Annotated in this window: 14 protein-coding genes; 6 read left to right on the top strand and 8 right to left on the bottom strand. The window is 71.3% G+C overall.

Annotated elements, in window-relative coordinates; translation table 11 throughout:
• Positions 1 to 11: 11 nt before the first annotated feature.
• Both KBX71_RS00915 and KBX71_RS00910 read left to right on the top strand, forming a co-directional pair.
• The gene (locus tag KBX71_RS00915; protein WP_210815989.1) at positions 12 to 677 is read left to right on the top strand and encodes a TrkA family potassium uptake protein; all 666 of its coding nucleotides are present in this window, start codon (positions 12 to 14) and stop codon (positions 675 to 677) included.
• Positions 678 to 680: 3 nt separating this feature from the next.
• Positions 681 to 1,370 carry a TrkA family potassium uptake protein gene (locus tag KBX71_RS00910; protein WP_210815986.1) on the top strand — a complete coding sequence of 230 codons (690 nt, stop codon included), beginning with the start codon at positions 681 to 683 and terminating at the stop codon, positions 1,368 to 1,370.
• 62 nt (positions 1,371 to 1,432) lie between these two features.
• Here the strand turns inward: KBX71_RS00910 and KBX71_RS00905 are convergent, their stop codons facing one another.
• The 4 genes from KBX71_RS00905 to dut all read right to left on the bottom strand — a co-directional run bounded on the left by KBX71_RS00905 (position 1,433) and on the right by dut (position 3,861).
• Positions 1,433 to 2,116 (bottom strand): DUF3159 domain-containing protein, encoded by a 684-nt coding sequence (locus KBX71_RS00905; RefSeq protein ID WP_210815984.1) that lies wholly within the window; start codon positions 2,114 to 2,116, stop codon positions 1,433 to 1,435.
• Between the two features lie 25 nt (positions 2,117 to 2,141).
• A complete protein-coding gene (locus KBX71_RS00900) occupies positions 2,142 to 2,522 on the bottom strand; it encodes an OB-fold nucleic acid binding domain-containing protein (protein ID WP_124816055.1) in 381 nt (126 codons plus the stop codon).
• Positions 2,523 to 2,636: 114 nt separating this feature from the next.
• Entirely contained in the window at positions 2,637 to 3,299 is a 663-nt protein-coding gene (locus tag KBX71_RS00895) for a DUF3710 domain-containing protein (protein WP_210815982.1), read from the bottom strand.
• Positions 3,300 to 3,324: 25 nt separating this feature from the next.
• Positions 3,325 to 3,861, bottom strand: coding sequence for a dUTP diphosphatase (gene dut, locus KBX71_RS00890; RefSeq protein WP_210815980.1), 537 nt, complete (start codon positions 3,859 to 3,861; stop codon positions 3,325 to 3,327).
• Between the two features lie 84 nt (positions 3,862 to 3,945).
• Between dut and KBX71_RS00885 the strand changes: the two genes are divergently transcribed.
• On the top strand, positions 3,946 to 4,476 hold the full coding sequence (locus tag KBX71_RS00885; protein ID WP_374102564.1) for a DUF3093 domain-containing protein: 531 nt from the start codon (positions 3,946 to 3,948) through the stop codon (positions 4,474 to 4,476).
• 67 nt (positions 4,477 to 4,543) lie between these two features.
• Here the strand turns inward: KBX71_RS00885 and KBX71_RS00880 are convergent, their stop codons facing one another.
• Both KBX71_RS00880 and KBX71_RS00875 read right to left on the bottom strand, forming a co-directional pair.
• Entirely contained in the window at positions 4,544 to 5,395 is an 852-nt protein-coding gene (locus KBX71_RS00880) for a hypothetical protein (protein ID WP_247682708.1), read from the bottom strand.
• A gap of 117 nt (positions 5,396 to 5,512) precedes the next feature.
• Positions 5,513 to 5,809: a DUF4193 domain-containing protein gene (locus tag KBX71_RS00875; RefSeq protein WP_007075406.1), complete on the bottom strand. Its 297-nt coding sequence runs from the start codon at positions 5,807 to 5,809 to the stop codon at positions 5,513 to 5,515.
• Positions 5,810 to 6,242: 433 nt separating this feature from the next.
• Here KBX71_RS00875 and KBX71_RS00870 point away from each other — a divergent pair, with 433 nt between their 5' ends.
• Complete coding sequence (locus KBX71_RS00870; protein WP_210816244.1) at positions 6,243 to 6,755, top strand: LytR C-terminal domain-containing protein; 513 nt, start codon at positions 6,243 to 6,245, stop codon at positions 6,753 to 6,755.
• 75 nt (positions 6,756 to 6,830) lie between these two features.
• Here the strand turns inward: KBX71_RS00870 and KBX71_RS00865 are convergent, their stop codons facing one another.
• Positions 6,831 to 7,649 (bottom strand): inositol monophosphatase family protein, encoded by an 819-nt coding sequence (locus tag KBX71_RS00865; RefSeq protein WP_210815976.1) that lies wholly within the window; start codon positions 7,647 to 7,649, stop codon positions 6,831 to 6,833.
• A gap of 630 nt (positions 7,650 to 8,279) precedes the next feature.
• On the opposite strand from KBX71_RS00865, the gene KBX71_RS00860 reads away from it, so the two are divergent.
• Both KBX71_RS00860 and KBX71_RS00855 read left to right on the top strand, forming a co-directional pair.
• Entirely contained in the window at positions 8,280 to 9,890 is a 1,611-nt protein-coding gene (locus KBX71_RS00860) for an RNA polymerase sigma factor (RefSeq protein ID WP_210815974.1), read from the top strand.
• A 245-nt stretch (positions 9,891 to 10,135) separates the two neighbouring features.
• Positions 10,136 to 10,369, top strand: a complete 234-nt coding sequence (locus KBX71_RS00855; protein ID WP_030489368.1) for a hypothetical protein — start codon at positions 10,136 to 10,138, stop codon at positions 10,367 to 10,369.
• An 864-nt stretch (positions 10,370 to 11,233) separates the two neighbouring features.
• On the opposite strand, the gene KBX71_RS00850 is transcribed toward KBX71_RS00855, so the two are convergent.
• A complete protein-coding gene (locus KBX71_RS00850) occupies positions 11,234 to 12,967 on the bottom strand; it encodes a DEAD/DEAH box helicase (protein WP_210815972.1) in 1,734 nt (577 codons plus the stop codon).
• Between the last annotated feature and the right edge of the window lie 88 nt (positions 12,968 to 13,055).

The following is a 13,055-nucleotide window of genomic DNA, read 5'->3' as shown; positions in this document are numbered from 1 at the left end:
GGAGGGACAGCGTGCACGTCGTGATCATGGGGTGTGGCCGGGTCGGGTCGACCCTCGCTCACAGCCTGGAGTCCCGAGGGCACTCGGTGGCGGTGATCGACCAGGACGCCGACGCCTTCCGCCGGCTCGGCCCCGACTTCGCCGGGATCACGGTGACCGGGGCCGGTTTCGACGGCGAGGTGCTCCGGCAGGCAGGCATCGAGCGCGCGGACGCCTTCGCGGCGGTGTCGAGCGGCGACAACTCCAACATCATCTCGGCTCGGCTGGCCCGCGAGACGTTCGGCGTGTCCCGGGTCGCCGCCCGCATCTACGACCAGCGCCGGGCGCAGGTCTACGAACGCCTGGGCATCCCCACAGTGGCGACCGTACGGTGGACGGCGGACCGGATGCTGCGGCACCTGGTGCCGGAGGGCAACGTGGAGATCTTCCGCGACCCCACGAGCACCGTGTCGATCGTCGAGGTGCCGGTGCACAAGGACTGGATCGGCCGACCGGTGCGGGCGCTGGAGGAAGCGACCGGGGCGCGGGTGGCCTACCTGATCCGCTTCGGCATCGGCACGCTGCCCACCGGCTCCACAGTCGTGCAGGAGGGCGACCAGGTGTTCATGCTGGTCAGCGATGACATCGTGGCGACTGTCACGTCGGTGGCGGCGACGCCGCCGGAAGGAGGGCACTGAGCCATGCGGGTCGCCATCGCGGGCGCGGGCAACGTGGGCCGCTCGATCGCCCAGGAGCTGATCGACAACGGCCACCAGGTGATGCTCATCGAACGCCAGCCCAAGATGCTGCGCCCGGACCGGGTTCCGGCCGCCGATTGGGTGCTGGCCGACGCGTGCGAAGTGGCCAGCCTGGAGGAGGCGAACATCGCCGGGTGTGACGTGGTGGTCGCGGCGACCGGCGACGACAAGACCAATCTGGTGCTGTCGCTGTTGGCCAAGACCGAGTTCGCGGTCCCCCGCGTGGTCGCCCGGGTCAACCGGGCCGAGAACGAGTGGCTGTTCACCGAACAGTGGGGCGTGGACGTCGCGGTGAGCAAGCCGCGGGTGATGGCCGCCCTCGTCGAGGAGGCGGTCACCGTCGGCGACCTGGTCCGGCTGATGACCTTCAGGCAGGGCGAGGCGAACCTCGTCGAGATCACTCTGCCGCCGACCGCCCCCTACGTCGGTCAGCCGATCCACGCCGTGCCGCTGCCCCGCGACTCCGCGCTGGTGGCGATCCTGCGCGGCAAGCGGGTCCTGGTGCCCAGCCCGGACGACCCGATCGAGGCCGGCGACGAGCTGATCTTCGTCTGCACCGCCGAGGTGGAGGACGCTGTCCGCGTGGTGGTCCTCGGCGCGGACAGCGTCGAACGGACCCGCGGCTCACGCTGACCCCGACAGGACTCACGCTGACCCCGACGGCGCACTGAGCGGTCCGCTGGCTCGCGCCTCGCTCAGGCGCTGGGCAGCGGGGCCGGCGGCGACTCCCGGGTGACCCGACGCACCGTCCAGACCGTGATCAGCAACAGCAGCGCGTACGGCGGGTAGCCCAGCGCCAGCCGGGCCACGCCCAGCGCGGTGTCCTGGTGGGCCAGGTAGAGCCCGGCCTGCACGCCCACCTTGGCCAGCCAGACCACACCCCAGAGCACGGTCAGCTGGGTGAAGGTGCGCACCAGCTTCGGGTCGGCCCGCCACTCCGAACGGCCCTTGGCCACCAGCACCGACCAGATCCAGCCCACCAGCGGCTGCCGGATCGCGGCCGAGATCAGCAGGGCGATGCCGTACCCGATGCCGTAGAGGATGCCGGGAAGGTAGAAGTCACGCTCGTCGCCGGTGCGCCACGCGATGGCCGCGCCGACGCCGACGCCGAAGAGCCCGTTGACGGCATGCCGGATCGGCCGACGCTGGGCCAGCCGCACCCCGGCGATCAGCACCGCGACGGAGACCGAGGCGATCACCGCGGGCCGCAGCTCGCCGATGATGTTGGCGAGGACGAAGACCACGACCGGGATGCTGGACTCGACCAGCCCACGCCAGCCGCCGAGCTGGTCAGCCATCTGCTCGGCGATCGTCGGCAGCTGATCCTCGTCCTGAGGGTCGGTCTCCGGCTGTGCCGCCCGGTCCTGTCCCGTCGTCATCGCCGGCCTTCCGTCCGCAGTGCTGTCACTTGGGCGAGTCCAGCTCGTAGTAGGGGTTATAGATGACCTTGCGGTCGTCGCGCACCGCAACCCGGCCCCGGGCGGTCAGGTGCCGGCCCGGCTCGATCCCGGCGATGTGCCGTCGACCCAGCCAGACCAGGGTGACCACGTCGCTGCCGTCATACAGGTCGGCCTCAAGAGTGGGCAGGTTGGTGCGCGGCGTGTAGACCACCGTGCGCAGCCGACCGGCGACCGACACCAGCTGACCCCGGGAACACTGCTGGGCGGGGATCCCGCCGCACTCGGCGCTCTCCCGACGCAGCTCCTGCGCGTCGATCTCGGCCTCGCTGGCGGTGAACCGCTGCAGGATGCGCCGCAGCGACACCCGGCCCTCGTCGGTCGTCATGACCTCCGCGTCACCCTCTCCACGATCGCCGTCCCCGGCCGGCCCCGACGACGCCGGAACCGTGCCGCCAGCGTACGCCGACGGGGCTGGTTCCGGCGGGCCGGTGCGCGCGGGTCAGACCTGACGCGGCGCGGCGGCGTCGTCGCCCGCCTCGGCCTCGGCCTGGTCGGAAATCTCCCGGGGCAGCCGCAGCGGCAGCGGCTCGCGGACCGGCTTCGCCTCCTGCCCACGGTCGACCACCAGGCCGTCCAGGCACTCGACGAGCGGCCCGGCCATGGCCGGGTCGATGGCCACCGGGCCCTGGAACACGCCACGGACCATCCAGCGCGGCCCGTCGATTCCCACGAACCGCAGGTTCGTCGCGCCGTCCGGGGTGTTCACCTGGGCGTGCAGCTCCGGGCCGTACTCGCCGAGAACCTCCTGCGCGGTGGCGCCGTCGCGGAGCAGCGACTGCCGGATCTCCTCGCGCACCTCGTCCCAGATCCCCTCGGACCGGGGTGCGGCGAAGACGCCCAGCTGGAGCGCGTTGTCGCCGTGCACCAGCACCACCTGCTGGACCACACCCTGCGGGTCGGCCTGCACCCGTACCTCGACGTCCGTGATCGCCGGGATGTGCAGGCTGCCCAGGTCGAGTCGCTGCACATCGTCGTAGCTCTCGGAGATGTCGTACGGGCCGCGCTCCAGGGTCGGCGCCGCATCGCCCTGGTCCGGGACCTGGGTGGCTCGCTCGTCCCGGGCCTGCCGCTCGGCATCGGCCCGCTTTCGGGAGAAGATCACTGCGCCTGCCCTCCGCTGTTCACGCTCACCCTGCCACCTCTTCCGTCTGCCCGCGGCCCGGCTCGTTCGGCCGCCGCTCGACCCGGTCCTGGCCCGTCGGCGACGGCACCAGCCCGGCGTGCCCACCGGTGGACCCGTGCCCACCGGTCCCGCGCCGGGACGCGGGCAGCTCTACCACCGGCTCGAACCGCGCCCGTGCGACCTGCTGGACCACGAGCTGCGCGATCCGGTCGCCGCGGGAGATCTTCGCCGGCACATCCCGATCATGATTGATCAGGTTGACCAGGATCTCACCCCGGTAGCCGGCGTCGACCGTACCGGGCGCGTTGAGCACCGTCACGCCGAGCCTGGCCGCCAGACCGGAGCGGGGATGGACCAGGCCCACGTACCCCTCCGGCAACGCGATTGCCACGCCGGTGGGCACCAGGGCACGGCCGCCGGGCGGCAGCTCCACGTCCGCGGCCGCCACCAGGTCGGCCCCGGCATCGCCGGGATGGGCGTACGTGGGCAGCGGCAGCTCCGGGTCGAGCAGCTGTACGGGCACGGGTACGACGTCGGTCACGGGTCCCCTCTTCCGTCCGGTTCGCGGGGTGACCCTGCCATCCTGCCGGTTCGTCGAGCCGCCGTGCGCCGTACCCTCGCAGGAGTGAGCATGTCGCCCTCCCCGTCCTCCGATCAGCCGCCGGTCGCCGCCCGCTCGACGTACGCCGAGCGGCTGGATCTGCCCTGGTGGCTGTGGCTGACCGGGCTGGTGGCCGCCGCGTTGCTGGCCGTCGAGATCTGGATGGGCGCGTCCGGCGTCCGCGCCTGGTTGCCGTTCGCCGTGCTGCTGCCGCTCACCGCGGCCGGGCTGTGGTGGCTGGGCCGGATCCGGGTCGCGGTGTCCGACTCCGAGCTGCGGGTGGACGACGCCCGCCTGCCGGTTCGTTTCGTGGCCGACGTGGTGCCGCTGGACGTGGCCGGCCGACGTGAGGTGCTCGGCGTCGGCGCGGACCCGCTCGCCTTCGTGGTGCAGCGGCCGTGGATCGGCGGCGCCGTGCAGGTGATCCTCGACGACCCCGCGGACCCGACCCCGTTCTGGGTGGTGAGCACCCGCCACCCGGTCGAGCTGGCCGAGGCGGTGCTGACCGCGCGGGACGCCCTGGCGGCCCACCCGACGGCGGGCGAGCCGGGCTGATCCGACGGCGACGGCCCGCTCAGGGGCCGGCCTCGCCCAGGTGCCGGGCCGGCGGTGAAGCCCTCGCTCAGGTGCCGGTTGGCGGGCCCGGGAGGGCCGCCGGTGGAGCGGGCCGGGCGATACCCCGCCGACGCAGGTCGACCTGGAGTTGGTCGGCCATCTGCTGGGTGGCCCGGCGGTTGAGGAAGCTGGCCACCGCCGCGCCGGTCAGGAACGGCCCGAGCGTGGTGAGGTTGCGACCGAAACGCCGCAGCAGCATGTCCCGCAGTTCCTTACGGGCGGCGGTGCCGAGCACGGCGCCCACTCCCACGCCGGGCACCATCGGGTTGACGCCGCGCTGAGTGGCCCAGGAGTGCACAAGTGTGACCGCGCGTTGGCTGCCGCCGGCCGGTAGCGCCACACCGTGGATCTCGTGCAGCTCGCCGACCAGTTTCAGCTCCACCGCCACCACTGCCACGGTCTCGGCGGCGAGCAGCACCGGCGCGGAGAGCAGGGTCGGGGCCACCACCCACTCGACGGCGGCGACGCCCCCACCGGCCGCGCCGATCGCGGCGGTGGTCCTCGACGCGTTGCGGATGAGCCTGTCGGCCAGGGCGGCGTCGTCCAGGCCGGGGAAGTGCCGGCGCAGAGTGTCCAGGTCCCGCACCGGCACGTGCGGGGCGATCTCGGCGACGGTGTCGACCATCCACCGCACGGCGGCACGGGGCTTGAACAGGTCGGAGATGCCACGCGCGCGGGCCTGCCCGACCATCCGGGTCAGCAGTTGGCGGCGTCGGGCCGGCTCGATGTCGTCCGCGGTCAAGGCCGCGACGGTGGCACCCAGGTCGTCCGTGCCGCCGTCGGCACCGAGGTCGTCCGTGCCGCGGGTGGCACCGAGGTCGTCCGTGCTGCCATCGGTGGTGCCGCCTCGATCGCTCATCGGACCTCCCGGTGCTGTGGCCTACCCGCTACGAGTCAAGCAGGTACCCACCACGGCCGCACGCCTACACCGGCAGCGGCGACCCCGTTCAGGAGGCCGCCGCCGGTGTCGTGGTTGTCAGACGCACTCGCGGCAGATCAACTCGCCGTTACGCTCGACCGCCAGCTGGCTACGGTGGTGGACCAGGAAGCAGCGGGCGCACCGGAACTCGTCCTGCTGCATCGGAAGCACCTTGACCGTGAGCTCCTCGTCGGCCAGATCGGCACCGGGCAGCTCGAAGCTCTCGGCCACCTCGGCCTCGTCGACGTCCACCGCGCCCGACTGTGAGTCGACGCGCCGTGCCTTGAGCTCTTCCAGGCTGTCCTCGCCGAGGTCGACCTCGTCGCGACGCGGGGCGTCGTAGTCGGTGGCCATCGGTTTCACTCTCCCATATCGATGTTGTCGCTTCCGGTTGTAACGCCGGACGACGCTGTTTCGGTTCCGCTGGCCGGCCACCACTTGTGTCGGGCACCCGACCCGAGGACCGAACGGGTCGAGCTCGCTGGGGCGACTCCCCTGCGAGCGCGGAACCTTACCCCCCCTTGGGCGAGGCATGTATACCGCCCTTGCGGCTGAGATGTACGCCCCCGCACGCGAAGTTGTTCCCAATGTGATTCAGGCGACACGAAGATAGGGGTAGTAGTACCCGGTTCGCGGTCGCCGCGCCGGCATGTCGGGCTGTTTCCACGCGACGGCCGGACAACCGTTAACCTCAGCGGCGTATTCGACGGCCGGCGGCCTGAGCGATCGTTTCTGGCCGTCACCACCCACCTGAGGCCCGGGGAGTGCCCTGATGAGTTTTGCGCGCGTGCGAGCACTCGTCGTCGTCGGCCTGCTGGCGGTCATCGCCCTGGTCTTCGTCGTCGTGGCCGTGGTCCGCGACAGCCAGGGCAACGTGGGCACCGCGGCGGGTTGCCCCGAGGGCTGGCCACTGGCGGATCTGACCCTGCGCGAGCGCAAGGACGTCAAGATCAACGTGTTCAACGCGACGGATCAGCCCGGCCTCGCCCACACCGTCGCCGACGAGTTCAGCAATCGACAGTTCCAGGTCAAGAAGACCGGGAACGAGAAGAGGGCCGACAGCGTCGCGGTGCTGCGGTATGGCCCGAAGGGCGTTGGTTCCGCGCACCTGCTCCAGGCGTACTTCCTCAACAACGCCACCCCGGGCTACGACCCGAAGCGCGCCGACGACACGGTGGACGTGGTGTTGGGCAACCGCTTCCAGCAGCTCGCCACCACGACCGAGGTGAACCAGTCACTCGGCGACTCGGGTCCGCCGGAGGCGCCCAAGGGCTCCTGCCCGTCCCCACCCGCCAAGTGACGGCGTAACGGGCCCGCGAGAGCGCCACGTCGGCGACCAGGCGCCGACCAGGCCCACCGGCCAGGGTCCGCACGATCAGGGTCCACCGGAGGCGTCCAGGGCGGCCAGCCGGTCGTGCAGCGGCGCGAAGAGCGCCGGCGGTGCCGCGACCACCAGGTCCGGCCCCGGCGGCCGACCGGCCAGGCCGGCAACTCGAACCCCCGCCTCGGCGGCCACCAGCCCGCCCGCCGCCAGGTCCCAGGCCGCGAGACCCTTCTCGAAGTACGCGTCGAGCCGCCCCTCGGCGACCAGGCAGAGGTCCAGCGCGGCGGCGCCCAGCCGGCGGATGTCCCGTACGTGCGCGATCAGCCCGGCCACCACCTGCGCCTGATGCGCCCGGCGGGCGGCGGCGTAACCGAAGCCGGTGCCGACCAGCGCCTGCCCCAGGTCGACCTCGCCAGAGCAGCGCAGTCGGACACCGTCGCGCCAGGCACCGCCGCCGGCCGTCGCGGTCCACTGCTCGCCGGTGCTCACGTTGCGCACGACGCCCGCGACCACCACCCCGTCCACCTCGGCTGCCAGGGAGACCGCGGAGTACGGCAGCCCGTACAGGTAGTTCACCGTGCCGTCGATCGGGTCGACGATCCAGCGCACCCCGCTGCGCGTCGCGCCGGAGGCCCCCTCGCCGTACTCCTCGCCGAGCACCGAGTCGTCCGGGCGCAGCGCGGCCAGCGCGTCGAGGATCTGCCGCTCGACCGCCCGGTCGGCGGCGGTGACCACGTCGGTGACCGTGCTCTTGGTGGCGGCGACGACGACCCCCTCGGTGCGCATCCGGTACGCGGTGTCCGCCGCGTCCCGAGCCACCTCCACCGCGATGCTCAGCAGTTCCGACGGTGTCGTCGCCGAGTTGGTCATGATTCGCCTCTTTCCGCACTCCGGGTACAAGCGGATGCTGCAACTACCGACCCGGCTTCCGAAGATCATCGTTCCCGACGTCACACGACAGCACCAGACCCAGGATCTTTGGTACGCGACATCCCCTGCGGGGTGGGCGCCCTCGCACCGCCTGCTGCGGCTTGAGCGGCCAACCTTCGCCAATATGCCCCTTAAGATCCGGTATTGTCGCTTAAGTGCTTACCGCCCCGCCCTTGCTCGGCTCACAACCGTTGCCCAACCGCGACCTGGTGGGGCCGCCCCCGGCCGGACAGCCGAGGACCTCGGTGTACTGGCTGCTCAAACGGCAGTTCGGACACGATCTGTCCATCGCCGGGCTCGACGACGGGCACCCTTCGCCGGCCGCGCGGCTATCATTACCGCGAAGCCCATATCTCCGCCCCACCGACGGTCCCCACCGGCGGTACGCGGTGCGGAGCAGGATGATCGCCGCAGACGGCGTTACAATTCACCCCTGCCCACGCGGCACGGACCGCCGACCACCGGCCGGACCGTGACACGAGGGTCCCTCAACCACATCGCCCGGCACGGTAACCCTCGCTGCGCTGGACGAACCCGCCGTGCCCGCTCTTCGCCTCCGGAAGGTCATTCGTGACAGAACCCCGCCAGCCCGGCGCCGACGTTCGCTCGCTCACCGACACCCTGATCGCCCACGCGCAGAGCGCCGGTGGCCAGCTCACGTCGGCCCAGCTCGCGCGCACCGTCGAGTCCGCCGAGGTGACTCCGGCCCAGGCCAAGAAGATCCTGCGGGCGCTCTCCGAGGCGGGCGTGACCGTCGTGGTGGACGGCTCGGCGAGCACTCGTCGCCGCGTCGCCGCGGCCCGCTCGACCACGCCAGCGTCCCGGGCCACCACCGCCAAGACCACCAAGAAGGCCGCCGCGCCAGCCCCGAAGCAGGCGCCCTCCGCCGACGACGCCCCGTCGACGCCGGCCCCGCGCAAGGTGGCCGCCCGCAAGGCGACCGGCACCGCCGCCGAGGCCGCCGCTGCGACGCCGACGAAGGCGACCCGGTCGACCCGAGCCACCAAGGCGACGGTGGCCGCGGCTGCCGGAGCCAAGCCGACCAAGGCCGGCGGCAAGGCCAAGGGCGAGGGCGCCGAGGGCGAGATCGACCCGGAGGAACTGGCCGCCGCAATCGAGGACGTGGTGGTCGAGGAGCCGGCCGAGCTGGCCCAGGCCGCCGAGACCGACGCCGCCGCATCGGCGACCGACAACGACTTCGAGTGGGACGACGAGGAGTCCGAGGCTCTCAAGCAGGCGCGACGCGACGCCGAGCTGACCGCCTCCGCTGACTCCGTCCGCGCGTACCTGAAGCAGATCGGCAAGGTTCCGCTCCTCAACGCCGAGCAGGAGGTGGAGCTGGCCAAGCGGATCGAGGCCGGGCTCTACGCCGCCGAGCGGCTGCGGGCTGCCGACGAGGGCGAGGAGAAGCTCGTCCGGGAGATGGTCCGTGACCTGGGCTGGATCTCCCGCGATGGCGAGCGGGCCAAGAACCACCTCCTGGAGGCGAACCTCCGACTGGTGGTGTCGCTGGCCAAGCGCTACACGGGCCGTGGCATGGCCTTCCTCGACCTGATCCAGGAGGGCAACCTCGGTCTGATCCGGGCCGTGGAGAAGTTCGACTACACCAAGGGCTACAAGTTCTCCACGTACGCCACCTGGTGGATCCGACAGGCCATCACCCGCGCCATGGCCGACCAGGCCCGCACCATCCGCATCCCCGTGCACATGGTCGAGGTCATCAACAAGCTCGGCCGCATACAGCGTGAGCTGCTCCAGGATCTGGGTCGCGAGCCCACTCCGGAGGAGCTGGCCAAGGAGATGGACATCACACCCGAGAAGGTGCTGGAGATCCAGCAGTACGCTCGGGAGCCCATCTCACTCGACCAGACCATCGGCGACGAGGGCGACAGCCAGCTCGGCGACTTCATCGAGGATTCCGAAGCCGTGGTCGCGGTCGACGCGGTCTCGTTCTCGCTCCTGCAGGACCAGCTCCAGCAGGTGCTGCAGACGCTCTCCGAGCGTGAGGCGGGTGTGGTGCGCCTGCGCTTCGGCCTGACCGACGGCCAACCTCGGACGCTCGACGAGATCGGCCAGGTCTACGGGGTGACCCGGGAGCGGATCCGGCAGATCGAGTCCAAGACGATGTCCAAGCTGCGTCACCCGTCCCGGTCGCAGGTCCTCCGGGATTACCTGGACTGAGCGGGTTTCGTCAACCGAACGTGTCGTTTTGACCACCTGGTGTGCAACACCAGATGGTGATCGTCCGGATGCACGAATGTGATCGTTGACGTGGCACCCTGGGTGCACGGCACACTGTCCCTTCCAGGTGTGACCTCGGTCCCCCGCGGGCACACAGGGAAGGCAGTGCCTAGTAAGGGTGTTGCACGATAGGTGAGCAACAACCGAAGAGATTGTTCATCGGTGACGACCAGAGGAGGAAGGCGATGACCCCGACCCTCACGCCGCCGCCCGTGACGGCGGCTCCCCCAGCCGCCGATGAACGGTGCGACCGCTGCAATGCTGCCGGGAAGCTCCGGATCACTCTCACGGGTGGGAGCGAGTTGGTGTTCTGCGGGCACCACGCGAACAAGTACGCGGAGGATCTCGTGAAGATCACCGAGCGGTTCGCAACGGAGCCCGATTTCAGCTGGCGTGGCGCCGATCTGATGGCGAACTAAATCCGCAGACCGACATAGCCGGCCGGAGGCGCCCCGAGGGTGCCTCCGGCCGGCTTTTCTGTCCCCGCGCCCCCGCGCCCCACGCCCCACGCCCCACGCCCCACGCCCCACGCCAAGATCTCCGCAACTTCCCCGATGTTGCTGCCTCCGACATGCGGGAGACAGCAACATCCCCGATAGTGCGCGGATCTTGACGACGAACACCGCCCCCGAGGGACCGGGAGTGAGGTTTGGGGTGCCCACGGCCGCCAAGGTCACGCTCGAACCGGGATGTAGTGGCCTCGGCAACGCACCGAGGCCACTACATCCCGGATATTGCGCGATCTTGGGGTTCGGGACGCCCCACAGGGGGCATCCGCAGTCATCCCGGGCAGGTAATCCTCGGCACCCAAAGCCCACCCCCGTGATCCACTCGGTTGCACGGAAACCGCGCCTTCCACCTCGCCCGAACACCGCGTTTTTCAAGAAGGCCGAGTGGATCACCCGCAAGCACGGGCGCACACCACGCCGCGAGCACAGGCACAGACCACCGCCGCACGCACAGACCACGGCCACGGCCGCAAGCACGCACAGACCACGGCCACGGCCGCAAGCACGCACAGACCGCGGCCCAAGCGCACGCACAGACCCACGGCCGACGCACGGGCACAGACCACGGCCGACGCACGGGCACCAGACCACGGCCGACGCACGGGCACAGACCACGGCCCCAAGGCATGGCCTGGGACGGTCATGGCCACCCGGTCCGAAGCCGCCTGCGTCGGATGGCGCCGGTGGTGCCGGCGGGCCTGGAGTGCTCCACTCGCAACGCCGTCACCAGCCAGCCCGCCAGTGACCGTAGGGCTGGCCTGACGTAGGGCGGGCCTAGAGGGTCTGCACGGTGGCGATGCGTTCCTCAAGCTGCTCGATGGTGGCCTGGGCGCTCGGCGGGCCGCCGCAGAGTCTGCGCAGTTCGGCGTGGATCTTGCCGTGTGGTTGGCCGGTGCGGTGGTGTCGGGCAGCCACCAGGGCGTTCAGTTGGCGCCGGAGCGCCACGCGACGCTGGGCGGCGCTCATCGGTGCCGGTGGCGCTGCCGTGGGCGCAGCGGCCGGCTGAGCGGCCCCGTCGGCCGTACGACGGCGTTGGGCGGCGAGCTGGGCGGCCTGCCGCTTGGTCAACAGCAGTGAGACCTGGTCGGCGGTGAGCAGGCCGGGCAGTCCGAGGTATTCCTCTTCCTCGGGGGTGCCGGCCTGGGCCGCGGTGCCGAACGACGCGCCGTCGAAGATCACCTGGTCCAGTTCGGCGGTGGCCGAGAGCGCCGCGAACCGCTTTTCCAACTCCCCGCTGGCCTGGTCGTCGCGCTGCGCGCGTTCCAGCAGGTCGTCGTCGAAACCGTCGGCTTCCTTGGGTTTGCCGAGTACGTGGTCGCGCTCGGTCTCCATCTCGCTGGCCAACCCGAGCAGGTGCGGCACGCTGGGCAGGAAGACCGACGCGGTCTCCCCGGGCCGGCGGGCCCGCACGAACCGGCCGATCGCCTGGGCGAAGTAGAGGGGCGTGCTGGCGCTGGTGGCGTAGACACCGACCGCCAGTCGCGGGATGTCGACCCCCTCGGACACCATCCGCACCGCGACCAGCCACCGCTGGTCGGACGCCGCGAACGTCGCGATCCGGGCGGACGCGCCCTGGTCGTCGGAGAGCACCACGGCGGCCTTCTCGCCGGTCACCTGCTCGATCAGCTTGGCGTACGAGCGGGCGGTCTGCTGGTCGGTGGCGATGATCAGACCACCGGCGTCGGCCATGCCGGCGTTGCGCAGCACTGTGAGTCGGGCGTCGGCGGCCCGCAGCACCTGTGGCATCCAGTCGCCGGCCGGGTCCAGGGCGGTACGCCACGCCTGCGCCACCAGGTCCTGGGTCATCGGCTCGCCCAGCCGGGCGGCCAGTTCTTCCCCCGCGTTGGTACGCCAGCGGGTCTCCCCGGAGTACGCCAGGAAGAGCACCGGCCGGACCACCCCGTCGCGTAGCGCGTCGGAGTAGCCGTACACGGAGTCGGCGCGGGAGCGCAGCAGCCCATCGCCGCCGCGCTCGTAGCTGACGAACGGGATCGGGTTGTCGTCGGAGCGGAACGGCGTCCCGGTGAGCATCAGCCGGCGTACGGCGGGTTCGAAGGCGTTCTTCACGCCGTCGCCCCAGGATCGGGAGTCGCCGGCGTGGTGGATCTCGTCGAGGATGACCAGGGTGCGGCGGGTCATGGTGCGGCGCCGGTGCACCTGCGGGGCCATCCCCACCTGGGCGTAGGTGACGACCGCGCCGTGGAAGTCGGCCGCGGAGTGCAGGTCGGCGTTGCGGAAGGCGGCGTCGAGTTGGATGCCCACTCGGGCTGCGGCGTCGGACCACTGGTTCTTCAGGTGCTCGGTCGGGGCGACCACGGTGACGGCGTCGATGGTGCCGTCACCGAGCAGCTCCGCCGCGATGCGCAGGGCGAAGGTGGTCTTGCCGGCGCCCGGTGTGGCGACCGCTGTGAAGTCCTCGGTACGGCGGCGCAGGTATTCCACCAGGGCCTTGCGCTGCCAGGCGCGTAGCGCCGGGAACGTCTCGAGCACCGGCGTCCGGGCTGCCACGCGTAGCTCCTCTCCGACCGCACGATGGCGGACCCCGGGCGAGGGCCACGAGGATCCGCCGCCCATGAAAACGCCTCCGCGCAGAAGC

The organism is Micromonospora sp. D93 (genome assembly GCF_018070365.1).
GTDB classification, from domain to species: Bacteria; Actinomycetota; Actinomycetes; order Mycobacteriales; family Micromonosporaceae; genus Micromonospora; species Micromonospora ureilytica.
Note: the sequence above shows the minus strand (reverse complement) of the source record. Positions and strands in the feature narration are given on the sequence as shown.

Excerpts from the sequence above, each read along its gene's own strand:
- KBX71_RS00855 (WP_030489368.1), top strand. The coding sequence starts at position 10,136 with ATGACCCCGACCCTCACGCCGCCGCCCGTGACGGCGGCTCCCCCAGCC.
- KBX71_RS00875 (WP_007075406.1), bottom strand. The coding sequence starts at position 5,809 with ATGGCCACCGACTACGACGCCCCGCGTCGCGACGAGGTCGACCTCGGC.
- KBX71_RS00880 (WP_247682708.1), bottom strand. The coding sequence starts at position 5,395 with ATGAGCGATCGAGGCGGCACCACCGATGGCAGCACGGACGACCTCGGT.
- KBX71_RS00910 (WP_210815986.1), top strand. The coding sequence starts at position 681 with ATGCGGGTCGCCATCGCGGGCGCGGGCAACGTGGGCCGCTCGATCGCC.
- KBX71_RS00900 (WP_124816055.1), bottom strand. The coding sequence starts at position 2,522 with ATGACGACCGACGAGGGCCGGGTGTCGCTGCGGCGCATCCTGCAGCGG.
- KBX71_RS00905 (WP_210815984.1), bottom strand. The coding sequence starts at position 2,116 with ATGACGACGGGACAGGACCGGGCGGCACAGCCGGAGACCGACCCTCAG.
- KBX71_RS00865 (WP_210815976.1), bottom strand. The coding sequence starts at position 7,649 with ATGACCAACTCGGCGACGACACCGTCGGAACTGCTGAGCATCGCGGTG.